The sequence below is a fragment of the Bradyrhizobium sp. AZCC 1577 genome, assembly GCF_036924575.1.
In the GTDB taxonomy this organism is placed as follows: Bacteria; Pseudomonadota; Alphaproteobacteria; order Rhizobiales; family Xanthobacteraceae; genus Bradyrhizobium.
Genome location: NZ_JAZHRQ010000001.1, coordinates 5,094,908 through 5,121,296, shown reverse-complemented (window position 1 = coordinate 5,121,296; position 26,389 = coordinate 5,094,908). Strand labels below are relative to the sequence as shown.

Annotated in this window: 26 protein-coding genes; 16 read left to right on the top strand and 10 right to left on the bottom strand. The window is 62.1% G+C overall.

The window, feature by feature from the left end; genetic code table 11:
- Positions 1 to 193: 193 nt before the first annotated feature.
- Positions 194 to 829: a class I SAM-dependent methyltransferase gene (locus tag V1278_RS24375; RefSeq protein ID WP_334368513.1), complete on the top strand. Its 636-nt coding sequence runs from the start codon at positions 194 to 196 to the stop codon at positions 827 to 829.
- 10 nt (positions 830 to 839) lie between these two features.
- Here the strand turns inward: V1278_RS24375 and V1278_RS24370 are convergent, their stop codons facing one another.
- On the bottom strand, positions 840 to 1,244 hold the full coding sequence (locus tag V1278_RS24370) for a four-helix bundle copper-binding protein (RefSeq protein ID WP_334368514.1): 405 nt from the start codon (positions 1,242 to 1,244) through the stop codon (positions 840 to 842).
- A gap of 270 nt (positions 1,245 to 1,514) precedes the next feature.
- Between V1278_RS24370 and V1278_RS24365 the strand changes: the two genes are divergently transcribed.
- From V1278_RS24365 to V1278_RS24340, 6 genes are all read left to right on the top strand, one after another.
- Entirely contained in the window at positions 1,515 to 1,844 is a 330-nt protein-coding gene (locus tag V1278_RS24365; RefSeq protein WP_334368515.1) for a hypothetical protein, read from the top strand.
- Between the two features lie 79 nt (positions 1,845 to 1,923).
- A complete protein-coding gene (locus V1278_RS24360) occupies positions 1,924 to 2,331 on the top strand; it encodes a FixH family protein (protein ID WP_334369266.1) in 408 nt (135 codons plus the stop codon).
- A complete protein-coding gene (locus V1278_RS24355; RefSeq protein WP_334382440.1) occupies positions 2,328 to 3,731 on the top strand; it encodes an efflux RND transporter periplasmic adaptor subunit in 1,404 nt (467 codons plus the stop codon). The genes V1278_RS24360 and V1278_RS24355 overlap by 4 nt, the downstream gene beginning before the upstream one ends.
- Positions 3,728 to 6,916, top strand: coding sequence for an efflux RND transporter permease subunit (locus V1278_RS24350; RefSeq protein WP_334382439.1), 3,189 nt, complete (start codon positions 3,728 to 3,730; stop codon positions 6,914 to 6,916). The genes V1278_RS24355 and V1278_RS24350 overlap by 4 nt, the downstream gene beginning before the upstream one ends.
- Before the next feature lie 54 nt (positions 6,917 to 6,970).
- Positions 6,971 to 7,528, top strand: coding sequence for a sigma-70 family RNA polymerase sigma factor (locus tag V1278_RS24345; RefSeq protein ID WP_334368518.1), 558 nt, complete (start codon positions 6,971 to 6,973; stop codon positions 7,526 to 7,528).
- Complete coding sequence (locus V1278_RS24340) at positions 7,525 to 8,166, top strand: DUF1109 domain-containing protein (RefSeq protein WP_334368519.1); 642 nt, start codon at positions 7,525 to 7,527, stop codon at positions 8,164 to 8,166. Before V1278_RS24345 ends, V1278_RS24340 begins: the two co-directional genes overlap by 4 nt.
- Before the next feature lie 10 nt (positions 8,167 to 8,176).
- On the opposite strand, the gene V1278_RS24335 is transcribed toward V1278_RS24340, so the two are convergent.
- The 3 genes from V1278_RS24335 to V1278_RS24325 all read right to left on the bottom strand — a co-directional run bounded on the left by V1278_RS24335 (position 8,177) and on the right by V1278_RS24325 (position 9,531).
- Complete coding sequence (locus tag V1278_RS24335) at positions 8,177 to 8,707, bottom strand: DUF2938 family protein (RefSeq protein WP_334368520.1); 531 nt, start codon at positions 8,705 to 8,707, stop codon at positions 8,177 to 8,179.
- A gap of 109 nt (positions 8,708 to 8,816) precedes the next feature.
- The gene (locus V1278_RS24330; protein WP_334368521.1) at positions 8,817 to 9,344 is read right to left on the bottom strand and encodes a hypothetical protein; all 528 of its coding nucleotides are present in this window, start codon (positions 9,342 to 9,344) and stop codon (positions 8,817 to 8,819) included.
- A gap of 64 nt (positions 9,345 to 9,408) precedes the next feature.
- Positions 9,409 to 9,531, bottom strand: coding sequence for a hypothetical protein (locus V1278_RS24325; RefSeq protein ID WP_334368522.1), 123 nt, complete (start codon positions 9,529 to 9,531; stop codon positions 9,409 to 9,411).
- Positions 9,532 to 9,705: 174 nt separating this feature from the next.
- On the opposite strand from V1278_RS24325, the gene V1278_RS24320 reads away from it, so the two are divergent.
- Together V1278_RS24320 and V1278_RS24315 are read left to right on the top strand one after the other, a co-directional pair.
- On the top strand, positions 9,706 to 10,836 hold the full coding sequence (locus V1278_RS24320; protein ID WP_334382438.1) for an alpha/beta fold hydrolase: 1,131 nt from the start codon (positions 9,706 to 9,708) through the stop codon (positions 10,834 to 10,836).
- A 202-nt stretch (positions 10,837 to 11,038) separates the two neighbouring features.
- Complete coding sequence (locus V1278_RS24315) at positions 11,039 to 11,296, top strand: hypothetical protein (protein ID WP_334368525.1); 258 nt, start codon at positions 11,039 to 11,041, stop codon at positions 11,294 to 11,296.
- Between the two features lie 214 nt (positions 11,297 to 11,510).
- On the opposite strand, the gene V1278_RS24310 is transcribed toward V1278_RS24315, so the two are convergent.
- Positions 11,511 to 11,810, bottom strand: a complete 300-nt coding sequence (locus V1278_RS24310) for a hypothetical protein (protein ID WP_334369299.1) — start codon at positions 11,808 to 11,810, stop codon at positions 11,511 to 11,513.
- Positions 11,811 to 11,843: 33 nt separating this feature from the next.
- Between V1278_RS24310 and V1278_RS24305 the strand changes: the two genes are divergently transcribed.
- Complete coding sequence (locus V1278_RS24305; protein WP_334382437.1) at positions 11,844 to 12,560, top strand: c-type cytochrome; 717 nt, start codon at positions 11,844 to 11,846, stop codon at positions 12,558 to 12,560.
- Positions 12,561 to 12,616: 56 nt separating this feature from the next.
- Here the strand turns inward: V1278_RS24305 and V1278_RS24300 are convergent, their stop codons facing one another.
- A complete protein-coding gene (locus V1278_RS24300) occupies positions 12,617 to 13,246 on the bottom strand; it encodes a cation transporter (protein ID WP_334368527.1) in 630 nt (209 codons plus the stop codon).
- Positions 13,247 to 13,440: 194 nt separating this feature from the next.
- Here V1278_RS24300 and V1278_RS24295 point away from each other — a divergent pair, with 194 nt between their 5' ends.
- Positions 13,441 to 14,052 (top strand): class I SAM-dependent methyltransferase, encoded by a 612-nt coding sequence (locus V1278_RS24295; protein ID WP_334382436.1) that lies wholly within the window; start codon positions 13,441 to 13,443, stop codon positions 14,050 to 14,052.
- Positions 14,053 to 14,057: 5 nt separating this feature from the next.
- On the opposite strand, the gene V1278_RS24290 is transcribed toward V1278_RS24295, so the two are convergent.
- On the bottom strand, positions 14,058 to 16,166 hold the full coding sequence (locus V1278_RS24290) for a methyl-accepting chemotaxis protein (RefSeq protein ID WP_334382435.1): 2,109 nt from the start codon (positions 16,164 to 16,166) through the stop codon (positions 14,058 to 14,060).
- A gap of 419 nt (positions 16,167 to 16,585) precedes the next feature.
- On the opposite strand from V1278_RS24290, the gene V1278_RS24285 reads away from it, so the two are divergent.
- From V1278_RS24285 to V1278_RS24265, 5 genes are all read left to right on the top strand, one after another.
- A complete protein-coding gene (locus tag V1278_RS24285; RefSeq protein WP_334382434.1) occupies positions 16,586 to 17,908 on the top strand; it encodes an FAD-dependent oxidoreductase in 1,323 nt (440 codons plus the stop codon).
- Positions 17,909 to 18,087: 179 nt separating this feature from the next.
- Entirely contained in the window at positions 18,088 to 18,306 is a 219-nt protein-coding gene (locus tag V1278_RS24280) for an alpha/beta fold hydrolase (protein ID WP_334382433.1), read from the top strand.
- Positions 18,307 to 18,534: 228 nt separating this feature from the next.
- Entirely contained in the window at positions 18,535 to 19,641 is a 1,107-nt protein-coding gene (locus tag V1278_RS24275) for a TRAP transporter substrate-binding protein (protein WP_334382432.1), read from the top strand.
- Positions 19,642 to 19,744: 103 nt separating this feature from the next.
- Entirely contained in the window at positions 19,745 to 20,308 is a 564-nt protein-coding gene (locus V1278_RS24270; RefSeq protein WP_334382431.1) for a TRAP transporter small permease subunit, read from the top strand.
- The gene (locus V1278_RS24265; RefSeq protein WP_334382430.1) at positions 20,305 to 21,729 is read left to right on the top strand and encodes a TRAP transporter large permease; all 1,425 of its coding nucleotides are present in this window, start codon (positions 20,305 to 20,307) and stop codon (positions 21,727 to 21,729) included. The genes V1278_RS24270 and V1278_RS24265 overlap by 4 nt, the downstream gene beginning before the upstream one ends.
- Positions 21,730 to 21,818: 89 nt before the next feature.
- Here the strand turns inward: V1278_RS24265 and ppx are convergent, their stop codons facing one another.
- From ppx to V1278_RS24250, 3 genes are all read right to left on the bottom strand, one after another.
- A complete protein-coding gene (gene ppx / locus V1278_RS24260; RefSeq protein ID WP_334368542.1) occupies positions 21,819 to 23,321 on the bottom strand; it encodes an exopolyphosphatase in 1,503 nt (500 codons plus the stop codon).
- A 12-nt stretch (positions 23,322 to 23,333) separates the two neighbouring features.
- Entirely contained in the window at positions 23,334 to 25,526 is a 2,193-nt protein-coding gene (locus V1278_RS24255; protein ID WP_334382429.1) for an RNA degradosome polyphosphate kinase, read from the bottom strand.
- A 164-nt stretch (positions 25,527 to 25,690) separates the two neighbouring features.
- Entirely contained in the window at positions 25,691 to 26,368 is a 678-nt protein-coding gene (locus V1278_RS24250; protein WP_334382428.1) for a chromosomal replication initiator DnaA, read from the bottom strand.
- Between the last annotated feature and the right edge of the window lie 21 nt (positions 26,369 to 26,389).

Here is a 26,389-nt window from a genome sequence, read left to right as displayed (position 1 = left end):
GCGACCAATATGCAGGTTGACGTCAGTGGCCACCCGCTCAACGCATGCCGTGTTGGTTATGTATTGGTCCTGCGCTCTCCGTTGCGAAGCAAGAGCTGCGGGTCCGAGCGCCGACGGCATGGTCGCCCCTCGTTGTCGAGGACGAGAGGGATGACCACATATTCAGCGTCGCATACAGCGAGGGGAAGGTCCTATGGGAGATGCCGGCCGTCAGGCCCATTGGGAGAACGTCTACACGACAAAGGGCGAGAACGAGGTTAGCTGGTTTCAGCAAAGCCCGGTTCCTTCGCTCGACCTGATCGTGCAGGCGGGGGTGACGCACAAGTCGGCCATCATAGACATCGGCGGCGGCGCCTCGCGGCTGGTCGACAGTCTCGTCGAGCAGGGATTTGAGGATATCACCGTGCTCGATCTTTCCGCCGCGGCGTTGGCCGCTGCCAAGCGCCGCCTGGAGAGCCACCTTGGCGCCAGCGCCGAGCGGGTTGGCTGGATCGTCGCGGATGCGACGACCTGGGAGCCGGCCAAGCCCTACGACATCTGGCACGATCGGGCAGCGTTCCACTTTCTCACCGACGCAGGCGATCGCGCCGCCTACATTGCGCGCCTCAAGCGGGGCCTGAAGATCGGCGGGCACGCCATCATCGCCACCTTTGCGCTCGACGGCCCCGAAAAGTGCAGCGGCCTGCCGGTCGCGCGCTACGACAGCGAGAGTCTCGGACGGACGCTGGGCACAGCGTTCAAGTTGGTCCACACGCAGCGGCACGAGCACGCTACGCCGTGGGAGTCCCGGCAGGCTTTTCAGTTCAGCGTGTTCCGGCACGAGGGCTGATTGCCGCGCGCTAATGCGCCATGCCGCGTGAGACCTCCTGGCAAGCTTCCATGCAGCGGCGGCAGCTTTCCGCGCAGATGCGGCAATGTTCGTGCGTGGCTGCGTGCCGCTGGCATTCCTCCGCGCAAAGCCGGCAGGCGGCGGCGCAGACGCTGAGCATGCGGCGCATCACCTCGTCGTCGAAACCCGTTCGGCGGGTCATGATGCGGCCGGTGATATTGCAGATATCGGCGCAATCCAGGTCAAGCCGGATGCACTGGGTCAGCTCCTGAACCATGCGCTCCGACAGGCAGGCGTCGGCGCAGGAGGTGCAGGTCTGGGCGCAGGAGTAGCATTCCTCGATGCAACGGATCAGGGCGTCACTGATCTGGCCTTGGACGGCCGGGTGGGTGCCAATCATTTCGCGGGCGTGCATGGCTGGGCTCCTTGCTGAGGACAGACCACCGCCGGGGGGGCGGCCGCTAGCTCAAGTCGCGGCCTTGAAAAACGTTCTGGGCAGCCGGCCAATCTGAATTGGGGTCAGGGGTGGGCTTTGATTCATCGCAAATGCGGTCTTCGTCCGCTGGCTTACGTTAACGAAACCCGCGGTTTCGTGATGGAACTCTGCTTCCCATCATGGGCCGAGATGTGCGAAACTGAACGCGTGAAATACTCGATTCACCTTTGCCGGCTGCTGGCGATTTTTGTGATCGTCGGCCTCGTCATCGCCCCGCTCACGGCGCGGGCGAATACGGGCGCCATGGCACCAATGGCCATGACGGCGATGTCCGATGACGCGGCCATGTCCGACGACATGCCGTGCTGCCCGGAGAAATCGGCGCCGGTCGATTGCGACCAGTGCCCGTTGATGGCGCTTTGCGTATCGACGACGTTGCAGGCGCCGCTGCCGGCCGGCATTGCCGAAATCCAGCCCGTGACCCTTCGCACGCTGCTGCCCGGCAGCGATCCGGAAGTGGAAAGCCTCGGGTACTCACCTCCGCCAAAACCTCCCCGGTCCCTGGTCCTTTCGGCGTAACGCCGGAATCTCGCGGCGCTTCGTGGCGTCCGCGCCCATGCCGCCAATGGCGGCTGACCAGTAGATCGAGGATACCATGATGAAGGCAATTCAGTTTTCGCGCGGCCTGCGGGTCGCGCTGAGCGCCGCTGTCCTGACATGCGCCGCAACCGTCGCACTCGCTGATATCAAGAATTACGAGTTCAAGCTCGTCGAACCGACTGTGAAGACCGGTCGCGACAAGATCATTGCGGTCAAGCTCATCGATAAGACGACGGGCAAGGCCGTTCCGGACGCGGTGATCTTTGCAACGCGTCTCGATATGGCACCGGATGCGATGCAAGAGATGGTGACCGAGCTTACGCCCCTGCCGGGATCCGAACCCGGTACCTACCGCTTCAAGGCCGATTTCAGCATGGCCGGCCGGTGGCAATTGTCGCTCGGCGCAAAAGTGCAGGGCGAAACCGGCACAGTCGACAACAAGCTCGTTATTCAGGCCGACAAATGAACCGGTCCGTTCAGGTTGCGATCGCTGCCGCCGTTACAGTTGCCGTGGTCGCCGGCGTCCTCGCGCGTCCCTATCTCTGGCCGCGCAGAGAGACCACGCATGCCCACGTCATGGCCCAGGCGAGCGAACCGGCGGGCGCCGCGATCTACTATCAGGATCCGAACGGCAAGCCGTTCTACTCGCTGACGCCAAAGAAGACGCCGGATGGCCGCGACTACCGGGCCGTCCTCCGGGGCGCCGACATCAGTTTTGACGATCCGCCGCAGGAAAGCGCGGCGGCTCCGCCCACCGACCGCAAGGTCAAGTATTACCGCAACCCGATGGGGCTGCCGGATGTTTCGCCGACGCCCAAGAAGGACTCGATGGGGATGGACTACATCCCCGTCTATGAGGGCGAGGACAGCGGCGACGGATCGGTCAAGGTCTCGCCGGGAAAGATTCAGCGCACCGGTGTCAAATCGGAGCCGGCGGCCACTCGCCCGATCCGGACGGTCGTGCGGGCGCCAGGCACGATCCAACTCGACGAGCGTCGAGTCTCAGTCATCGCGATGCGTGCGGAAACCTACCTGCAAACAGTTGCCGACGTCACGACTGGTACCTTTGTCAAGAAGGGGCAGCCGCTGATGCAGGTCTACAGTCCGGCGGTTTCCAGTGCTGCCGCCGAGTATGTGACGACATTGACGTCCAAGACTACGGCGGGCGAACCGTCCTACGGACGCGGTTCACGGCAGCGGTTGATGAACCTTGACGTGCCCGACGCGGTAATCACCGAGGTCGAAAGAACGCGGGTCGTCCCGGTGACCGTCGCCTGGACGGCCCCACGGGACGGCATCGTGTTGGAACGCAACGCCGTCGAGGGTATGCGAGCTCAACCGGGCGACGTGCTCTTCCGCGTTGCGGATACGTCGGTGGTTTGGGCGGTAATTGACATCGCCGAGCGTGATCTCGGCTCGCTTGCTGTCGGACAAGGCGTAACCGTGCGCGCGCGCAGCTTCCCGGGACGGGACTTCTCCGGAAAGATCTCGGTCATTTATCCCCAGGTCAACCGCGAGACACGGACAGCCCGCGTTCGGATCGAACTTGCAAATCCCGACCTCGCATTGCTGCCGGACATGTATGTGGACGCCGATGTCGAGATTGGCGGCGCGGAGCCTGTTTTGGCCGTTCCCGACAGCTCGGTGCTCGATACGGGGGCGCGCCAGGTCGTTCTGGTTGACAAGGGTGAGGGACGATTCGAGCCCCGCGACGTCAAGATCGGCCGTCGGGGAGACGGACTGGTCGAAATCCGCAGCGGGCTGAAAGACGGCGAGCCCGTCGTCATCTCGGCCAATTTCCTGATCGATGCGGAAAGCAACCTGAAGGCGGCACTCAAGGGCTTCGCCGAGGGAGCTCAGCCATGATTGCCCGCTTGATCGCTTGGTCGGCTCGCAACCTCCTGCTGGTGCTATTCGGCAGCGGCTTTGCCGCTGCGGCTGGCATCTACGCGCTGGTCCATCTGCCGCTAGACGCTATCCCCGACCTCTCCGACACGCAGGTCATCGTTTACACGGAGTACCCCGGTCAGGCGCCGCAGGTCATCGAGGACCAGGTCACCTATCCGCTCACCACCGCGATGTTGACGGTGCCGAAATCGAAGGTGGTGCGCGGCTTTTCCTTCTTCGGCGTCTCCTTCGTCTACGTCATCTTCGAGGATGGCACGGACATCTACTGGGCGCGCTCGCGGGTGCTCGAATTCCTAAACGCCGCGACCTCGCGCATTCCCGCCGGCGTGACGCCGACCATCGGCCCGGATGCGACCGGCGTCGGCTGGGTTTACCAATATGCTATCGTGTCGAAGGAGCTGAACCTTTCCGACACGCGCACGATCCAGGACTGGAATCTGAAGTTCGCGCTCGCCAAGGCCGAAGGTGTCGCCGAAGTGGCGAGCGTCGGCGGCTTCGTCAAGCAGTACAATGTGATCCTCGATCCGCAGCGCATGCGCGATCGCGGCATCACCATGCAGAAGATGCGCGAGGCGATTCGTGCCAGCAACGCCGACGTCGGCGGCCGCACCGTCGAACTGTCCGAGTTCGAATATGTCATCCGCGGCAAGGGCTACCTGAAGAGCATCAACGACCTCGGCAATGTCGTGCTGAAGGTGAGCAACGGAACGCCGGTGCTTTTGCGCGATATCGCGAGAGTCGAACTCGGCCCCGACGAGCGGCGCGGCATCACCGAACTGAACGGGGAGGGCGAGGTCGCGAGCGGTATCGTGCTGCAGCGCTTTGGCGTCAACGCACTCAACGTCATCGAGAACGTCAAGAAGCGTTTCAAGGAAATCGCCAGCAGCCTGCCGAAATCGGTCGAGATCGTGCCGGTTTACGACCGCTCGAACCTGATCTACGCGGCCATCGACACGCTCAAGCACACGCTGTTCGAGGAAAGTGTCGTCGTTGCGCTGGTCTGCATCGTGTTCCTGCTGCACGTCCGCAGTGCGCTGGTTGCGATTCTGATGCTGCCGGTCGGCATATTGATGGCGTTCGGCGCCATGAAGCTGCTGGGGCTCGGCTCCAACATCATGAGCCTTGGCGGCATCGCGATCGCGATCGGCGCCATGGTGGATGCAGCAATCGTCATGATCGAGAATGCCCACAAGCACCTCGAACGAGCGGAGCCCGGAAAGTCCCGGATGGCCATCCTGATTGAGGCGGCCGCGCAGGTCGGTCCGGCGCTGTTCTTCAGCCTGCTGATCATCACCGTATCGTTCATGCCGATCTTCACGCTGGAACAGCAGGAGGGACGGCTGTTCAGCCCGCTGGCGTTCACCAAGACCTTCGCCATGGCCGCCGCCGCGCTGCTCTCGGTGACGCTGGTGCCTGCGCTGATGGTAATCTTCATCCGCGGCAGAATCGTTCCGGAGCACAGGAATCCGATCAACCGCTTCCTGATCTTCATCTATCGACCGGTGATCAAGGGCGTGCTGCGCGCCAAGTCTTTCGTGATCCTGATCGCGCTTGCCATCCTGGCGGTGAGCGTCTGGCCGGCCCGCCAGCTCGGCACCGAGTTCATGCCGAACCTGAACGAGGGCACGCTACTCTACATGCCGACGACATTGCCGGGCATCTCTATCACCAAATCCGCTGAACTGATGCAGACCCAGGATCGGATCATCCGGTCGTTTCCGGAAGTCGAATCCGTCTACGGCAAGGCAGGCCGCGCCGCGACCGCAACCGATCCGGCGCCATCGGAAATGTACGAGACCGTCGTCAATCTCAAGCCGAAGCAGGAGTGGCGGGCAGGCGTGACGATCGACAGCCTGATCGCGGAAATGGACAAGGCCCTGCAATTTCCCGGCGTCTCCAACGCCTGGACCATGCCGATCAAGGCCCGTATCGACATGCTGTCGACCGGCATCCGCACCCCGATCGGCGTCAAGGTGATCGGCACCGATCTGGTCGAGATCGACAAGCTCGCGAAACAGATCGAGCAGGTCCTGAAAGCGGTGCCCGGCACCTCGTCCGCCTACGCCGAGCGTGGCATCGGCGGCTACTATCTGGAGATCACGCCGGACCGCGAAGCGATGGCGCGGTACGGCATCATGATTCAGGATGTCCAGGACACCATCGCTACTGCGCTTGGCGGACAGACGGTCACGACGACAGTCGAGGGCCGCCAGCGCTTTTCCGTCAACATGCGCTACCCGCGGGATTTGCGCGACAATCCGAAGGCGATTGCAAGTGACGTGCTGGTGCCCATGCCGGCCGGCGGCGCCGTCCCGCTCGGCGAAGTCGCAAAGGTCGTGCCGGCGCGTGGGCCGTCCTCGATTCGCACCGAGAACGGCCAGTTGGCGACTTACATCTACGTCGACATCCGCGACCGCGATCTCGGCGGCTACGTCGCCGAGGCGCAGCGCGCCGTGCAAGCCAGCATTCAGTTTCCTCCGGGCTACTATGTGATGTGGAGCGGCCAGTACGAGTACCTCGAGCGCGCCACCGCAAGGCTCAAAATTGTCGTTCCCGCGACGCTGCTCATCATCTTCCTGCTGCTGTATCTCAACTTCCGCTCCGTCACCGAGACGATGATCGTGATGCTGTCGCTGCCGTTTGCGCTGGTCGGCGGGCTCTGGCTGATGTGGTGGCTCGGCTTCAACCTGTCCGTCGCGGTCGCGGTCGGCTTTATCGCGCTCGCCGGCGTTGCTGCCGAGACCGGCGTGGTGATGCTGATCTATCTGAACCAGGCGCTGGCCGAATTCAGCGCCCGTCGTGCCGCCGAGAACCGGCCGCTGACGAAGCGTGATCTCTACGACGCCATCATGGAGGGTGCGGTGGAGCGGGTGCGTCCGAAGATGATGACCGTGGTCGCCATCATGGCCGGGCTGCTCCCGATCATGTGGAGCAGCGGCACAGGCTCGGAGATCATGCAGCGTATCGCGGTGCCGATGATCGGCGGCATGATTTCCTCGACCTTGCTGACGCTGATCGTGATCCCGGCGATCTTCGGACTTGTGAAGGGCTTCGGGCTGAAGAATGGGGACGATTCCGTCGAGCCCCCGCGGTCGATTGCGTCTCCTGTCGCACCGCGAAAAGTTCCCGAGCCTGTCGAGTGATCAAACCTGCTGTAACCAAATCCGGCGGACCATCGAACTAACGAGATAGCAGGCATGACGACCCTCGAAATCGAACTCAAGGCCCTCATGCTTGCGAGCCTCGAGGGTGACGCGGCGGCACACCGCTCGCTCCTCGATCGGTTGAGCCGTCGCCTACGTGCCTATTACAAGGCCAAGCTCGTCGCCGTTGGAAGAGGGATGGCGCAGGCCGAAGATTTGGTCCAGGAGGCCATATTGGCAATCCACCTCAAGCGGCATACCTATGACCCGCGGGAGCCACTCACGCCTTGGGTGCACGCCATCGCGCGCTACAAACTGATCGATTTTCTGCGTCGGAATCGTGCATCGCTCGCCGAGGTGCCGATCGACGAGGCCGATGAGGTCATGGCACGTGATGACAATTCCGAGATCGAAAGCACGCATGATGTCCGGCGGCTCATGCAGCGGCTGCCAAAGGGCATGCAATGCGCGATCGAGGCCGTAAAACTTGACGGGCTGAGCGTGGCTGAAGCTGCGAATCGATGCGGGCTCTCAGAGCCGGGCGTAAAGGTAAATATTCATCGCGGGCTCAAAATGCTTGCTCGGTTGATTGCCCAGGAAACACGAACATGAAGACGGACGATCTGGTTGCGCTTCTGAGCACGAACCTTGAGCCTGTCGATCGCAAGGCGGTTGTCCGATCGCTTTATGTCGCAATTGCCACGGCGGCGATCGCGGCCCTCGGCATTGCTTTTGCCGGCCTGGGCCTCCGCCCCGACCTGACGACAACCCGCGCGCTGATCTATCTCACCATCAAGCTGGCGTTCGCGGTTGGGGTTGTCGGTCTCGCGATGACCTACTTGGTGCGCCTGGCGCGCCCTGGCAGTGAACGGAGGATGTCGCTTTTCCTTATCGTTATGCCGTTTCTCATCGTTTTGATTCTTGCCGCAGTCAGCCTTGGGTCCGCGCCCCCTGCACATTGGGGAAGGATGATCGTGGGCGATGAATGGCTGGAATGCCTTCTCTCCATTCCGGTCATTGCGATTGTTCCCTTCGCTGTTTCAATTTGGGCCGTGCGAAAAGGCGCTCCCACCAATCTTTCGCGAGCCGGCGCGTTCGCAGGCCTCATCGCAGGAGGCGTCAGCGCAACGGCTTATGCGCTCCATTGTACAGACGATTCGCTACCGTTTATTGCTGTCTGGTACGGCGGGACGATTGTGCTGTGCACCCTGGCTGGCGCGTTGTTGGGGCCGCGCCTTCTACGCTGGTGACCGTCGCAGTTCAGATCGCGTTCGTGATTGACCTCGTGCCCATTAGCCAGGCCGTGGCACCGAGATAGAGCCCGACGCCGAACCACGTATGTACGGAAATATTGAGGATACGAACGGCTGTGGGCTTTGGCATACGCGCCGCCATGAAGCCGAGACCGAGCGCCGGCTGCATGACAAACCAGGGCGCAATGAGAACGACCAATCCGAACGCCACAGCCGAAAGGAGACTTGGTTCCGAGCCGAGGCCCGATCTCAAGATCACAAGATAGAGTGCCGCATAGGCGATCCCGACCGCATAGTGGAATGTCCAGCCGATCGCAAGCTCGCCGCGGACCGCCGGTGTTGCTGTGATCGGGCGATGAACGAATACCCCGCGCGGGAATGCAGCCACCCAGCGTCCAACCAATCCCCAATTTGCCCGTGGGATGCCGACAACGGTCTGCAGCAGGCGAGACCAGAGATCCGCCACCAATGTCGCAATGCTGCCCACCACAATGCTCTCAATTGCCAACTGAGCATAAGAATTCGTTAGACCAATCATTGTCGCCTCCGAGACTACCGTGCATGGTCAACTCTCGTGGTATCTGCCGGACAGTGCGCCGGAGCGCCTCGGGCGAGCCAGTACCCCACGATGAGCAGTTCTGATCACTTTAAGTAGCTTGGCGGCGCTCTCGTGTGATCGCAAACCACAAGAAGGCGAGTCCGAGCAGGACGAACAGGGGTTCAAGGACGAGGTCCATTTGTGTATTCGTAAGGTGATGGAGGCCAAAGATCCAATGGACCCAGACGATATCGAAGCTCAAAACGAAGCCGGTGCCCGCAAGCACGCCCAAAAAGAATGAAGCCGAGGTCGCTCGCTTGGTCCAAAGCAGAAACCCAATAAGCGCGGCGACCGCGACAGTGAGCACTGCCATTTGTCCGGCCGACGTAGTGACCGGATACAACGTGAACGCAAGGACCAGATCGGATTGGGTGTCGTTGAGTTGGCGGAGCCCAGCGGAGGACAAGCAGAGGCTCAAGGACGAGGTCCACCATTTGTGTATTTGTACGGTCAGTCCCGCACCGGCCAGCAGACCAAGGAGGAATGAGCCCGACGAAATTCGCTCGCTCCACAGCGTCCGGATTGCGGTTACCACGACAGCAGCAGTGCGTCGTGCAGCACCGTCAATTGCAAACATGTCGTTCATCCTGCGGCGCACGCGAGCGATTTCTGCGATCCCGAACGTCAGGTAGCCTGACAAATCAGGAGCGCAGATATTTGATCGACGCCGCGATTCCAAGCACAGCGAAGGTGAAAATGGCGAGGTGATAAACCCCCATTGCCAGCAACGCGCCCGAGCCCATCGTGGTCATGTCCATGGTCATGAATTGCCTCCAACATCCTACTGTTCGAAGGGGACGACAATCGAAGGATAGCCAGGATAAAGCGGTCCTTCGTCGATCGCATCGAATCTATCGGGTGGCGGCAAGACCCAGCTTGAAAAGGCGATGAAATTGTTATGAGAATTGAATGAGAGCCATGGGAGATCGATACCGGCGGTGCAGGTCATTCGATTCATTCGGGACGCAAACGGAGCCCGGATCGCCTATGCCACGGTCGGCGAAGGGCCGCTCATCCTCTGCCCCGCGTGGTGGGTCAGTCACGTCGAGCGCGATTGGGAGCATCCGGGATTTCGGCGTTTCTTCAGTCGCCTGGCGGAGGGCTTTCGCGTCGTCCGCTACGACCGACCGGGCACCGGTCTGAGCGATCGCGACGTTCCACCGCGAACGCAAGCGGACGAAGTGCAACTGCTCGCAACACTCGCCGATGAACTCGGCGATAGCCAGTTCTCATTGTTCGCGGTGTCTTGCGCGGGACCGGTTGCGCTCACGTATGCGGCTGCGCACCAGGAACGCGTCCGCCGCTTGTGTTTTTATGGTTCGTATGCGAGGGGGGCCGATATAGCGACGCCCGATCTGCGCGATGCGCTCACTGACCTCGTGAAGGCGCACTGGGGCCTTGGATCGGTCGCGCTTACGGCGCTATTCCTGCCCGGTGCAGCGCCGCAGGATTCGGAAGATTTTTCCCGAAACCAGTGTGACTGGGCGAATGCACCGCAGGCGGCGCAATTACTGCGCCTGAGCTGTGAGATGAATGCCGCAGATGTCCTTTCACGCGTCCGTGCAGAGGCGCTGGTCATACATCGGCGCAAGGACCGCGCGATCCCCCTTGAAGCTGGCCAAAAGCTCGCTGCCGAATTACCTCGCGCGCGGCTCATAACACTGGACGGCGACATACACCTGCCATGGATCGATGGCGACGCGATTGCCGACGCGGTCCATTCGTTCCTTGCCGGCGATGAGGTACGCGCGGCTGCCTCAGCACCGTTATCCGGATGCCGACTCGACGAGGCCAATCGTGAGATCGTCCTGGACGGTCAACGTCGCCCAACGACGCGGCTGGAGTACGCTGTGATACTCGCCCTGATCCAGGCAAGTGGACGCGTCATCACCCGAGACGAGATGCTCGCCGAAATCTGGAACACCCCCTTCGCGGGCTCGAACAAGGTGGACGCCGTTGTCGGGTCACTGCGGAAGAAGCTCGGCCCCTTCGCAGCTTCCATCGAAACCGTGACGGGCCATGGTTACCGCTTCCGAGGATGGAAGAAGGCGATCAACGACGTGCATTGATCGTGCCTGTTCGGTTGACCTCGGGAGTGGCCAGAGTGCGCAATTATGCTTCGCACCTTCGCGGGCGCAGCATTGAGCCCAAGACTTGTTGCGGCGCTGGCGGTTTTCACGTCGGCGTGAGCCTGTAACCGGCTGGCATTTAGCTCCGAACTCATGGTTAGAGGCGCATATGACGGCGCTTCCACAATCATGGAGCCGGAACATGTCAACCAAACACCTTCTCACGATGTCCCTCTTGTTGCCGCTCGTGGCGATCTCCGCGACTGCGCAGGCAGGATCGACCATTACCGATAGAAGCTATTGGCCGAATGAAGCCAGGAAGAGCACCCCGATCAGGTCTGCCTCGCAAACCGATCCGTATTCTGCATTCGCCTACGATCGGGCAACGTTCCGTCAGGAGCCCACGACCGCCGGCGGCGCATCGGGATTCCGCTACCAGGGTGGTCCGAAGGGTCGTTGATACTCACGGGCGCTATACCGCCGCGTGAAGGGCGCCGGCCGAGATGCATTGGCGCGATCTGAAGCAAGAGGGTTGCGGTAAATCGTCTACTCCCGCAACCCGTCACATTCCCTTTCATCGCAGCAAGAGGCGTTCCAATGACCTTAAGTCGGGACAACGGCACACCTATGGGCGGGACCTCACTAATCACCACTTTGGGCAGTTATTTCGCTCGCTATTGGATAGCGCTGTATCTTGTCTTTGCAACGGCGGTTTCCTTGAGCGTCGCCTGGAACTGGAATTGGCTGACAGGCGCCGAGATATTTCGCATCATGGCGTCTCTGCCGTGCACCTTCATGATGCTCATGTGCATGAAGCGAGCGGCTTGCAGATAACCCTCCAACAGTTGGACTCGGCGAGATGTTTGAGGTGAGCCAATGATGGACAATATGATGCCTGGAATGATGTGGGGCATGGGGTTCGTCTGGTTGTTGGTCGTGATCGTCTTGATCCTGGCGGCCGCGGCACTGATCAAGTACCTTCGCACGGGGAGCAAGGACGGTCGGCAATGAACAAACTCATTGTCATCGGGCTCTCGACGATTGCACTTTCGTCTCCCTCGTTGGCCCAGCACGGCGACGCCGCGCGGGGTCAGCAGAATTTCCGCATGTGCGCACCATGCCATTCGCTTGAGCCGGATCAAAACATGACAGGACCGAGTCTTGCCGGTTTGTGGGGACGGAAGGCCGGAGCGTTACCGAGCTTCGAACGCTACTCCGACGCGCTCAAATCGTCAGGCATCATCTGGGATGACCGTTCGCTGGACGCCTGGTTGGCCGATCCCAATGATATGGTGCCGGACAACGAAATGCCATTCAACGGCATCAAGGACCCGCAGCACCGTGCAGACCTGCTCGCCTTTCTGAGGGAAGCAACCAAACCGGGAGCCGCGCCGGAGCGGTACGCTCAAGGGCAAATGGGAGGCATGGGCGGAATGATGGGTGGGATGATGGGCGGCGGCCGCGTTCCCAATTTGAAAAGTTTGGCGTCGAACATGCAGGTGAAGGCAATCACCTATTGTCGCGACACCTATCGGGTGACCACGGCTGATGGCAAGACCCGCGCCTTTTGGGAGCGCAATCTGCGCCTGAAAACTGATTCCGGCAAAGATGGTCCGCAAGGTGGCGCACCAGCCCTTGTGCCTGCGGGAATGATGGGTGACCGGGCAGACGTGATTTTTGCCGCACCCGAAGAGATCAGCGGGATGATCGAGGCTCGATGCTGAGAGGTCTGGTATTGGCGGCTGGCGGCCTCCACATCTCACCAATGGCGTAAATCGATTTATGCCGGCACGGCCTTCAATTCACCAGCGGATTGGCGCACCACCACGAATGCGCCTTGAAGCGCAAGTCCGGCCATGCAGGAAGCGACAAGCACGTCCGGCCAACCGGTACCGGTGCCAAACACGCCGAGTGCAGCCAGCAGCACCGCGAGATTGCCTAGAACGTCGTTACGCGTACAAATCCAGGCCGAGCGCATGTTGGCGTCGCCGTTGCGATAGGCCCATAAGAGTCCGAATGACGCAACATTGGCGGCAAGGGCCATGACGCCGACCGCACCCATGGTGAATGCACTCGGCAGCGTCCCCTGTGCGGCGTGCCAGATGGCGATGGCAATTACCCAGAGGCCGAAGGCTCCCATGGTGGCGCCCTTGGCAAGCGCCGCTGACGCGCGATAGCGCAGTGCCATCCCAACCACAAAGAGGCTGATCGCATAGTTTCCCGCGTCGCCGAGAAAATCGAGCGCGTCGGCTTGGAGCGAAGCCGATCCCGCCGCCAAGCCTGCGCCGATCTCGGTGAGGAACATGGCGGCATTGATGCCAAGGACCACCCAAAGAACCCGGCGATAAGCCGGATTACCGCGGTTCCGGTCCAAGTTCAGGGGCGGAGGTGTACAACAAGCATCGGCCATCCACGGAAGGTAGTACGCAAGTTCGTGTTACACAATTGCGCCACCAGGAGAGCGACAGTCGGCCCTGGAGCAGTGCGAGAGTTGCGTTGCATATTCATTGGCCAATCACGATCCTGACAAGCTCCGTGAAATCCATCATCGGGGTTACGCGCCGGCCTGATGGGACTCGCGAGCAGAACTGATGGAGACGAGTTATGGGCTTCTACAACGACGTCATCCTGCCGCGGGTTTGCGACCTTGCGATGCGCAACAAGCAGCTTCGGCCATATCGCGAGCGGGTGATCGGCGCGGCCGAAGGTCGCGTGCTCGAGATCGGGATCGGTTCGGGCCGCAACTTGCCGTTCTATCGGCCGCCGGTGAGCGAGCTCTTGGCGCTGGAGCCGGCCCCGAAGCTCATCGCAATGGCCCGCGATGCTCTGCATCCGGGTACGCCGGTCAACTTCATCGAGGCTTCGGCGGAAGCCATTCCGCTCGATGACCGCAGCGTCGATACGGTGGTGACGACCTGGACCTTGTGCAGCATTCCGGATGCCGCCATGGCGCTCACCGAAATGCGACGCGTGCTTCGCCCTGGCGGCAAGCTCTTGTTCGTGGAACACGGCATGGCGCCGGACAAGAATGTGAGGCGATGGCAGGACTGGCTGACGCCGGCCTGGAAATGTATCAGCGGCGGCTGTCACCTCAATCGACCGATCAGCACGATGATCGAAGCGGCAGGCTTCAGGATTGATCGGGTGGAGACCGGCTATATGCCAGGACCGAAGGCGATGACGTTCATGTATGAAGGCAGCGCCCGGCCGAACTAGCCAGGCTATGCCGCGCGCACCTGACCAAGAAACGCGTCGACCTGCTCGCGCAATTGCTGCGACTGCCACGACAGATTGCCGGCGGCGGTCTCGACCTGGCTTGCCGCTGCGCCAGTGGCTGCCGCGCCCTCGGTGACGCCGCCGACATTGGCGGACACTTCCTGGGTGCCGGCCGCAGCCTGTTGCACATTGCGAGCGATCTCCTGGGTCGCCGCGCCCTGTTGCTCGATCGCAGAGGCGATGGTTGTTGCGATCTCGCTGATCTCGCCGATGGTCTTGCCGATCGCCTCGATCGAGACGACGGATTTCTGCGTGGCTCCCTGGATCGCCGATATCTGGGAGGCGATCTCCTCGGTGGCTTTTGACGTCTGCTCGGCGAGGCTCTTGACCTCGGCCGCGACGACGGCAAAGCCCCTGCCGCTGTCGCCGGCACGCGCCGCTTCGATGGTGGCATTGAGCGCCAGCAGATTGGTCTGCGAGGCGATGTTGTTGATCAGCTTGACGATGTCGCCGATCCGCTGTGCCATCGCCGCGAGGCCCTGAATTTCGGCGTTGGTTCCCTGCGCTTCCTGCACGGCCTTTGCCGCGATCGCCGCCGACTGGCTGACCTGCCGGCTGATCTCGGTGACGGACGCGGACAGCTCTTCCGTGGCGGTGGCCACCGTCTGGACGTTGCTCGACGTTTCCTGCGCGCCCGATGCCACGGCCGAGGCCTTGTTGGTATTTTCGGTTGCGACCGCTGCCATCCTTTCGGCGGTGGCGCGCATTTCGACGATCGATGTCGCGACGGCATCGAGCACGCGGCTGGCGCTCTGGTCGAAGCCTGAAGTCAGCGTCTCCATCACCTGTTGACGTTGCTCTTTCTTCTGTTGTTCCGCTCGCTGCTCGGCAGCCAGTGCGTTCGCCCTGACGGCATTGTCGCGGAAGACCGCGACCGACCGCGCCATCTCGCCAACCTCATCAGCCCGCGCCAGCGCAGGAATGTCGATCGACAGATCGCCGCCGGCAAGGCGCTGCATGGCGGCCGTCATGGCGGTCAGGGGGCGGATCACGCGCCGGGACAGCACCCAGATCGACCCCATGCCGACAACGATACCGAGCAGCGTGACGAGGGCGACGAGAATGAGTTGGGCTCTTGCCGCCGCAGCCTTGGCCGCCGCGTGGACATTGGTGACGTCGACCGCGGCATCCTTGATCCGGACGATGGATTCCAGCGCAGGGTTCGACGCGTCGTACCATTGCTGGACCGTCATCGGATAACCGGCGCCCGCGATGCCTGCCTTGTAGATCGTATCGGTTTGAGCCTTGAAATTGCCGAGGAAGTTTTGCTCGGCGGCGGCAACGGCAGAGACAAGCGGCGACGCCGCACCGGCGGTTAGATCGCGTATCGTCTGCCAGTTCGACTGCACCTGCCCGCGCCAACTGGCGATGTCACGCTGCTGCTCGGTCGATAGCGCGCGGCCGGCCGAGATATTGCCGGCGTGAACGGCGCGTTCGCGGCCGGCATATTCGCGCATCAGGAAAGCGCTCTGCTTGACCATCGTAAGCTCGCCGACGATGGCGTCTTCCCTGCTGATTTCGCGCGAGGCAATGGTCCAGAGCGATTGAATCCGGGTCAGGAGGTCGGAGACGGCCGGGTACCAGGATTTGAGCAGTTCGGCATCGCGCTGCTCCTTCGGAATTCGAAGGGCGGAATCGGCGCTGCGGCGGAGCTGCCTGACGTGTTCATAGGCCTGCTCGACGTCGGCAATCAGCTTCTTGCCTTCCGGCGTCGCGGTGGCGGCAATCTGCCGGAGCGCCGGGGCCAGCACGGCATCGCCCTGCGAACGGCGCTTCTGGATCACTTCGCCGGTCTGAGCATTTGCCGGGGCAGGCGCCTGCAGGGCCGTATTGGTCTGACCGCGTTCAAGCTGAATGTTCTCCAGTCCCTTGAGCAGGTGATCGGCGTTTGCATTCACCTCGGCAACGCGGATGGCGGCCGTGTAGCTGCGCCAGGCATCTGCGCCGGTAATGGCGCAAGAGATCAGGACCAGTATCGCGAGCACCCCGACGATCACGGCAAGGGTGGTCTTGACAGTGAGCGTGCCCGAAAGGGCCTCGCGCTTCGAATGCATGGGGATACCTTCCGGCTGGCGGCCCCTTGATGACGGCCTCTTTCGTTACTACCAGCCGGCCGTTACCAAGCCGCTAATTGGAGCGCCGGGTTGTAGCGCCAAAGTGCTGTCTTGAACGTGCTTTCGACATTTTCTGATGTTCGTTCGGACGAGCCACGTCCTTCAAGTTGCAGGCGCGGACGGGGGGCGAGGCGTGCCGCGACGACGAAGCTACGACGATCGATCCGGCGCGTCCGACGAGATCAGATTCGACGCGCGGAAGGCGACTGGGCTCCCACCCCAAACCTGTGACGCCTTTCACTATTGCCCCAAAAAAGATCAGATAAGCTTGGTCGGTCCGAGCAACTGCGTCGGGCGTACGTGACCTTTTGAATTTTTTCCGATCATATTTGACATGCTCCCTTCTACAGGAGGAGCACGTGCCAGATTTTGCAAGAAGTCATGCCGTGGTCATTGGCGCGGGCATGGCCGGCCTTACGGCCGCTCAGGCGATCTCAAGGCATTTCAGGAAAGTCACGGTCATCGAGCGGGACGTACTTCCGGCGGAGGCGGCGCCGCGAAGAGGGACGCCGCAATGCCAGCATGCCCACATGCTGCTCGCGGGCGGGCTGAAGGCTCTGGAAACGCTGTTTCCGGGATTTGAGAACGATCTGGCGGAAGCGGGCGCCGTTAAGGTCCGTACCGGGAAGGACATCCGGTTCGAGCGCCCCGGGTTCGACCCATTCCCCATTCGCGATCTCGGCTTCGATATTTTCAGCATGTCGCGCCCACTGCTCGAAGCCGTCACGAGAGAACGCGTTCTCCAAACCCCGAATATCGGCATTTGCATGCGCTCCCGCGTGATCAAGCTTGTCGCATCGCGCGATACGATGCGGGTCGAGGCGGTCCTTTATGAAAGCGATGATGGTCAGGCAGTCGCGGTGGAAGCCGATCTGGTTGTAGAAGCCTCTGGCCGCGGCGGCCTGACGTTGCAACTGCTCGAAGAGCTTTCTTTGCAGAAGCCCGAAGAAACCGAGATCGGCATTGATCAGGCCTATGCGAGCACCATTGTCGAGCGGCTCGATCACAATGCTGACTGGCTGGGCAATATCATGCTGCCGTCTGCACCCGCCAGCAGCCGCGGTGCGTTCCTGTTTCCGATCGAAAAACAGCGCTGGCTGCTTTCCATCGGAGGCAATCATGGCGATACGCCTCCGGGCGACCGCGCGGGATTTATGGATTTCGTCAGGAGCCTGCGTACCCCGACGATCTATGACGCGGTCAGGGACGCGCGCCCGCTGACTGATATCGTCCGCCACCAGTTGCCTTGCAGCACGCGGCGACATTTCGAGCGCCTTGAGTCTTTTCCGGCGGGGTTGCTTGCGACGGGCGATGCCCTCTGCCGCTTCAATCCAGTGTTCGGCCAGGGTATGAGCGTGGCAGCGCAGGAAGCCGTGATCATGGACCGGTTGTTGACGGAAGATGTCCCCATGGAGCGCCTGGCACGTGACTTCTTCGCTGCCATCCAGGACACCATCGCGACGCCATGGGGCGTTGCCGTCAACGATTTTGTCTATCCCGCCACGCGAGGCGTGCGGCCCGCCGATCTCGCGCAGCGCCTGCAATATGGTATGGCTTTGACTAAGCTCGCCGCGCAGGATCCCGAGGTGCACCGGCTGACCGTAGAAGTCTCGCAGCTCCTCAAGCCGCAGGCTGCGCTGCGTGAGCCAGCGCTCGCGGCGCGCGTGATGTCGCTAATATGAGGGGCAATGTGGGGGACCGTGATGGACTTTGTCACCGTGACGAACGGAGCGATCAAGCTCAACGTGGCCGTCAGCGGCTCGGGCCCGCTGATTGTCTGCGTCCATGGATTCCCGGAGCTCGGGTACTCCTGGCGGCACCAGATCGCGCACAGACACTCGACTTTGCCGAGCTGGCCGAATTGAGCGGACGCAGTATTGCGCAGCCATCGGCCTTCATCGCCGGCGAGCGCGATCCCGTGCGCGCCTTCGTCCCGGGCATCGATCTTTACGCCGACCCCGGAGTTGCTTGCTCCGATTTCCGCGGCTCCACCATCATCCCCGGTATCGGACATTGGGTGCAGCAGGAGGCGCCAGAGGAGACTAACGCAGCGCTCGAGGCGTTCGTGCGGGGGCTGTAGCGCGATCGTGCGGTGCAACAAGCACCGGTAAATCCATCGGCACGATTCCGCGGAAGAGTACAGCTGCGGTGCGGCAGTCTGCCGGCCCTTGCTGCGGTCAGAAAGCAAGATGACAACTTGGCGCGATGGTGGCAGGATGGTGGCAGACGTGGTTTCAAGCTTGGCGACTGAGAAGAAACGAAGAAAAGCGATCGCCAAGGTCACGTTGTCCAAGGGAGGAGAGGACTCATGAAACGCTTGTTTCTGGGATTAATCGCCGTTGCCTTGTTCGCATCGGCGTTTGTCGGATCCACCACTACAGTCGTGGCGCAGACGAAGGTGCTGAAGATGCAGGCCACATGGCCGGCGTCGCTTACGCTCTATGACAACTTCACCTACTTCGCCGAGCGGGTGAACAAACTATCGGCCGGCGCACTGAAGATCGAAGCGATGCCCGCTGGCCAGGTCGTGCCGGCGTTCGAGGTGCTGGATGCGACCCACAAGAAGGTGCTCGACGGAGCGCATGCGTGGGCCGGCTACTGGACCGGCAAGAACAAGACCGCGATCCTGTTCACCGGCGGTCCCGGCGGCACGTTCGGCATGGACTACATGGACGTGATGGGCTGGCTCTATCACGGCGGCGGCCTCGAGCTGTACAACGACTTCTATCAGAAGGAGCTCAAGCTCAATCTGGTCGTGTTCCCCATCCTGCCCGCAGGGCCGCAGGCGTTCGGCTGGTTCAAGAAGCCGATCCAGACGGTCGAGGATATGAAGGGCATGAAATGCCGCCAGACCGGCATGGCCGGCGAAGTGTGGCAGGCACTAGGCTTCACGGTGGTCAACATGCCGGGCGGCGAAATCATTCCCTCCGCGCAGCGCGGCGTGATCGATTGCGCTGAATGGGTCGGCGGCATCGAGGACATGCAGCTCGGCTTCCACAACGTCTGGAAGTATCACTATTCGCCCGGCTTGCATGAGAACGTGACTGTCGGCGAAATCGTGATCAACGGCGATGTGTGGAAGGAGCTCAGCGCGCAGCATCAGGAGATCATCAAGTCGGCGGCCAACGAGACATTCCTCGTCTGGTGGACCAAGTGGCAGCGCCAGAACGCCGATGCGCTGATTGAAATGCAGCAGAAGCACGGCGTACAGATCCTGCGCACGCCAACCGAGATCCTGCTGACCTTCATCAAGAAATGGGACGAGATCGCGGCGGCCGAGAGCGCCAAGAACCCGTTCTTCAAGAAGGTGCACGACTCGCAGAAGGCCTATGCCAGCGCCGTGGTGCCGTACAAGCGGTCCTATTTCCCGCCATACTCCTTCATGGCGAACTACTACTTCCCCGTCGAGAAATAGGACTTCGTCCGAGGGCGGCCGGTTTCGGCCGCCCCATTCACGCGCAGCCGGCCTGCGTCGCGCCGCAAGGCGCGCCGCGCCGACGTCGACGGTAGGGGGAGGGATGGCTGAGGTAACTGACAGACAATCGCCGGCGCTGCTGGCAGCAATCCGGGTCATCGACGGCTTCACTGACCGGACCGGCACGATCATCTCGTGGCTGTCGGTGCCGCTTGTTCTGGCCGTCGCCTACGAGGTTACAGCGCGCTATTTGTTCAACGCGCCGACCATTTGGGCCTACGACGCAACCTACATGCTCTACGGCTCGCTGTTCATGCTGGGCGCTGCTTACGCGCTGCACAAGGGCGCTCATATACGTACCGACTTCTTCTGGGAGAAGTTCTCCGTCCGCAGGAAGGGCTGGATTGATACGATCTCCTATATCGTCTTCTTCTTCCCGAGCCTGATCATGCTGTTGCTGATTAGCTGGAACGAATTTCACTACGCCTTTCAGATCAACGAGACCTCGGACCAGACACCATGGCGACCCGTGCTGTGGCCGTTCAAGTTCGTCGTGCCGCTCGCCTGCTTCCTGCTGCTCATCCAGGGCGTGTCCGAGTTGATCAAGAGCATCTACATGATGCGCACCGGTGTCGAGCTCGAGCACAAGGAGAAGGTCGAGATATGACCGCAGAAGCGCTCATCGGCCTCATCATGCTTCTGGTCCTGCTTGGAGCGATCTTCATCGGCGTGCCGATCTCGTTCACACTGCTGTTTCTCGCCTTTTCGTTCGGCTACTGGGGCATGGGCTCAACGGTCTTCGAACTAGGCTACTTCCAGACCATCGGCATGATGAAGGAGGAACTGCTGGCCGCCGTGCCGCTGTTCATCTTCATGGGCTTCATCACCGAGCAGGCGGGCCTCATGGAGCGCCTTTTTACGGCGTTCCGCATGCTGCTTGCGCCGGTGCGCGGCGCGCTCTTCCTCGTCGTCATCCTGACCTCGACCGTGTTCGCGATGGCGACTGGTATCGTCGGAGCAGCCGTCACCGTTCTTGGCATCATGGCCTCGCCGATCATGACGAAGGCGGGTTACGACGCCAAGCTTTCAGCGGGCACTATCACAGCGGGCGGCACGCTCGGCATTCTCATTCCACCGTCGGTGATGCTGATCGTGATGGGCCCGGTGCTCGGGGTGTCGGTCGCCGATCTCTATGCCGCAGCCTTCGGGCCGGGCTTCCTGCTGGCCGGCCTCTACATCAGCTATCTGATGGTGCGCGCCTTCATGAATCCCAAGCTCGGGCCGCCGGTGCCGATGGACGAGCGGATCTACTCGGCGGCGTACATTGCGCGCGAGGTGATCATCGGCACGCTGCCCCTGCTCGGGCTCATCACGGCGACGCTTGGCTCGATCATCGGGGGGCTTGCGACACCGACGGAGGCCGCCGGCATCGGCAGCGTCGGTGCGCTGATCCTGTCCATCGCATATGGCAGGTTCTCACTCAGCGGACTGCAGCGCGCGCTGATCTCGACGATGGCGACGTCGAGCATGGTGCTGCTGCTCGCGGTCACGTCGAATATTTTCGGTGCGGTGTTCGCTCGTCTCGGCTCGGCGAACTGGATCACCGAGACGATGCTCGGCCTCCAGTTGCCGCCAAGCCTCATGCTGATTGTCGTGCTCTTTCTCATTTTCCTGCTGGGTTGGCCGTTCGAATGGCCAGCCATCATCCTGGTGTTCCTGCCGATCTTCTATCCCGTTGTGAAGGGCATGGGCATCGACCTGATATGGTTCGGAGCGTTGGTTGCGGTGGTGCTGCAGACCGCCTTTCTGTCGCCGCCGGTCGCCATGTCGGCGTACTATCTCAAGCAGGTGGTCAAGGGCTGGAGTCTCGCGACGATTTACGCCGGCATGTTCCAGTTCATGATCCTGCAGGTGATCTGCGTTGGGCTGATGGTTGCCTTCCCCGGCATTGCGACCTGGTTCCCGCACACGCTGCACGAGGCGTCACGCAGTCAGGTGATTCCCGAGGAGTACAAGAAAATCCTGGAGCAGCAGAAGCGGGCCCCGTCCCTGGAAGATGAAGACTGGCTGACACCAAAAAAGAAGTAGCCGGGTGTTGTGCGTGCCGGCTCCAAAAAGCAGGCTGTGGCGGAAAGGACGACAAACGGAAGGCGCGTTGTGAACGCCGCCTTTCCGTCTTACTTCCGCACGATCGAGCCGGCGCGCCCGACGAGCCGCGCCAGTTGCTTGAAGCGGCTGCCAACGCGGTCGGCGACGAGATCGACCATGCGATGCTCAAACACCAGCATCAGCTTGCGGCCGTTGGTGCGGAAATGCGTCGCGGGCAACACGCCGGTGCGCGCGGCCGTTATCAGGTGTGCGACGCGGAACGCCGCGCCGAGAAGGCGCGCACGCTCATCCATCGCCGGCGGCACCAGCCCGCGGACGCGCTCCGGCGGCTCGTTCTCTTCGCTCAAGCCCGCATAGCGGTAGAACACCGACAGCGCGACAAAGGCGCGGCCTTGATGGCTGATCGAGCCGAAATTGCCGTTGGTGATCAGGCTCAGCGTTTCCTCGCCGCGGTGGTCGGGGTGCACGCGCCATCCGATATCGGAAAGCAGGCAGGCGGCGTGGCGCAGGCGGCGGTCCTCCTCGGTCTCGCGCAGCTTCACGACCCGCACCAGCCGATCGGTCCATGCGACCAGTTCCTCGGCGTGGCGTGCGGAGCGCGACAACAGCCCGTTCAAGGTTTGGGCTGCGCAGATGAAGCCGTCCTTGGCGCGCTCCTGCGGCGGCAGCATCTCGTAGAGCAGGCCCTCGCGGACCCCGAAGGTCGAGAACACGATCGTCTTCGGCTGGCCGACGCGGATGATGTATTCGAGCACCAGCGCCGCATAGGTGAGCAGCGGACGCCGTGCATCCGCGACGACTTCGATGTCCGCGAGCATGTTGGCGGCCGCCAGCCGGCGCAGGCGCCGGGCGAAATCGAGCGCGTCGGCGGCAGGTAACGAATAGCCGTGCATCACGCGTAACGGATAGCCGCTTTGGACGATGTGAATACGTGCGAGCGCGCGCCAGGTGCCGCCGACCGCATAGAATGTGCGGCCATGGCCGGCCTTGAGCTGGGCGACGCCGGAGAGATCGTCGCGGACGATGCGCTCGGCGCGCTTCAAGGATTTCTCCGAGAGATCCTGTAGCGCCAGGCTTCCCAGCGGCAGCGTGACGCCGCTGTGGACCCGGTTTTTCTCCACATCGATCAGTTCGAGCGAACCGCCGCCGAGATCGCCGACGATGCCGTCGGGATTGTGGATGCCGGAGATGACGCCGAGCGCGGACAGTTTTGCCTCGCGCGGACCGGACAGGATCTGAATCGGTGCGCCGCAGATGCGCTCGGCTTTGGCGATGAAGTCGGGACCGTTCTTGGCGTCGCGGCAGGCGGCCGTGGCGATGGCGAAGACGCGCTCCACCTGCTGGATGCGGCACAGCGCGCGAAATCGCCGTAGCGCCGTCAGCGCCTTGGTAACCGCATCCTCAGCCAACAGGCCGGTGCTCTGCACCTCGCGGCCGAGCCCGCACAGCGCCTTTTCGTTGAAGATGGTGACGAGGCTGCGCGCCATCGTCTCATAGACGACGAGACGAACCGAGTTCGAACCGATGTCGATGACGGCGACGCTGGAAGCGCGCTTGCGCGGCCGCTTCACAGCGGCGCTCCTTTATGACGATTGCTGACGTTCGGTACGGCGCGTGAGGCGGCGCGGCGAAGATTCCTTGAGAGACTTTCCACGTCCAGACAGGCTCGGATTCGTCATGAAATAGTTATGCAGGTTGAACGGCTCTTCGCCTTTCGCGGCCTTCATACGCGTTGAAGACCCATCCGGCAACAATTGCCAGCTCTGCTCGGTATCCTTCAGATTCGCGACCATGATTTGTTCGAGAACTTGCTGATGTACCGTGGGATTTTGCAATGGACAGAGGATTTCGACGCGGCGGTCGAGGTTCCTCGGCATCATGTCGGCGGACGAGATATACACAGCCGCCTTCGGCCCGGGCAGGCCTTGCCCCATACCAAAGCAGTAGATTCGGCCGTGCTCCAGGAAACGGCCGATCACCGATTTGACGCGGATATTGTCCGATAGCCCGGGCAGGCCGGGCCGCAGACAGCAGATGCCGCGCACCACCAGTTCGATCGACACGCCGGCCTGTGAGGCCTCGTAGAGCGCGTCGATGATGTCGGGGTCGACCAGCGAATTCATCTTCATCCAGATCGCGCCCGGCTTGCCGTGCCTTGCGTGATTGGTCTCGCCCTTGATGTGTTCGATGATGCGCTTGCGTAGCGTCAGCGGCGACACCGCCATCCGCTCGATGTCGCTCGGCTCCGCATAGCCGGTGATGTAGTTGAACACCCGCGCCGCGTCGCGGCCGATGATCGGGTCCGACGTGAAATAGGAAAGGTCGGTATAGATGCGCGCGGTGACCGGATGATAATTGCCGGTGCCGGTATGCACATAGGTCGTCAGGTTACCGCCCTCGCGCCGCACCACCATCGACAGCTTGGCGTGCGTCTTCAGTTCGAGAAAGCCGTACACGACCTGCACGCCGGCGCGTTCGAGGTCGCGCGCCCAGCGGATATTGGCTTCCTCGTCGAACCGCGCTTTCAGCTCGATCAGCGCGGTCACCGACTTGCCGGCTTCCGCGGCCTCGGCGAGCGCCCGCACAATCGGAGAATTGCTCGAGGTGCGGTAGAGCGTCTGCTTGATGGCAACGACGTCGGGGTCGCGGAGGGCTTGCTGCAGGAATTGCACGACGACGTCGAAGGATTCGTAAGGATGATGGACGATGAGGTCCTTTTGCCGGATCGCCGCGAAGATGTCCCCGGCGTGGTCGCGCACTCGCTCGGGATGGCGCGGCACATAAGGCACGAATTCGAGATCGGGACGGTCGAGCCGGGTGAGCTGCGACAGCTCGTTCATCGCCAGCACGCCGTCGACCAGAAACACCTCGTCGTCGGCGGCGGAAAGCGCCTGCTGCACGAAGGTGCGCAGCGCTTCCGGCATCTTGGCTTCTATCTCCAGCCGGATCACCGAACCGCGCCGCCGCCGCTTCAGCGCAGTCTCGAACACGCGGACCAGATCCTCGGCCTCTTCTTCAATTTCGAGTTCGGAGTCGCGGATGATGCGAAACGCGCCCTGGCCCTTGACGGTGTAACCGGGGAACAGGCGGCCGATGAACAGGCCGGTGGCCTGCTCCAGCGGGATCAGGTGCACCGCGCCGTCCTTGGGCACGCGGATGAAGCGGTCGATCTTGCCGGGCATGCGGATCAGCGCGTTCATCGCCTTGCCGTCGGAAGTCCGCAACAATTGCAGCGCGATGGTGAAGCCGAGGCTCGGGATGAACGGGAACGGGTGCGCGGGATCGATCGCCAGCGGCGTCAGCAGCGGGAAGATGCTGCGGAGGAAGTGATCCTCGAGCCAGCCGCGCTCCACCTTGGTGAAGTCGTGGCCGTCGACCAGCATGATGCCGGCGTCCGACAGGGTGGTGCGCAGATCGCGCCAGATCGCCTGCTGGTCGGAAGCCAGTTCCGAAACCGTCTTGTTGATGAGAGTGAGCTGCTCGGACGGCGTCAGGCCATCGGGGCTGCGCTCGGCGATGCCTTCACGGACCTGCGCCTTGATGCCGGCCACGCGAACCATGAAGAATTCATCAAGGTTATTGGCCGAAATCGACAGGAATCGCACCCGTTCCAGCAACGGATGGCCGGGATTGACCGATTCTTCGAGCACCCGGCGGTTGAAATGCAGCCAAGATAGTTCCCGATTGATGAATCGCTCCGGGCTCGTGACGATCGCGGACGGAGCTTCGGCAATCGGCTCTTTTTCTTTTATTTCAACGGCTTGTACCAATTCCATAAGGCTTTGATCCATCGCGAGCGAGGCAGGGCCGACTTTAGTGGCAGGGCCGACTTTAAGGGAAAGCGGCCCACAGCATGTGATACGCCGATGACGTTTCAATGACATTGATGTTCCGCGTACAGCCGGCGTCAAGGCGGCAGGACGCAGCAGGAGCTACCCGATCAGGCGTTGCGCAAGAGTTCCGCGGCCAGCGCCCGGGTGACCGGCCGGCCGAGCCGCAGCGCCTCGGTATCCAGGAGCTCGACCGCCTGGCGAGCAGCGGCATAGGACCGTTCGATTCGGGTGGCGAGGTAGCTCACCACCGTCTCGTCGATGCTCAATTGGCGGTCCGCGCAGAATTTGACGATCAGGCCACGAAACAACAGGTCATCCGGCGGCAATAGCGACACGAGGGGGGCGGCGCGCAGCCGCGACCGGAGATCGCGCAGCTCGATCTCGAACGCCGCCGGTGGAACGCGTCCCGTGATCAGGACGAACGCCCCGTCCTCGCGTGCCAGGTTCAGCAGATGAAACAAGGCGCGTTCGTCGAAGTCGGCAGGCCTCAGATCCTCGACCACCAGTGCCCCGGTGGCGAGTGCGCCGGGGACGGCAGCGGCGTTGAGCGCGTGCGCTGAGATCGAGCGCGCGCCCGCCTGTTCGGCCCAGATCGCGGCGAGATGGCTCTTGCCGGATCCCTCCGGCCCCGCCAGCAGCATGATGCGGTTCGGCCAATCCGGCCAGCTTTCGATCAGCGCGAGTGCGGCTTCATTGGCCGGACCCTCGAGGAAATTGTCGCGCGTCAGGCTCTCCGCATGCGGCAGCGCAAAGGCAAGCTGACGAGGTTGAACGCGAACTACCACGCAAATCTCCAGGCCGGGACA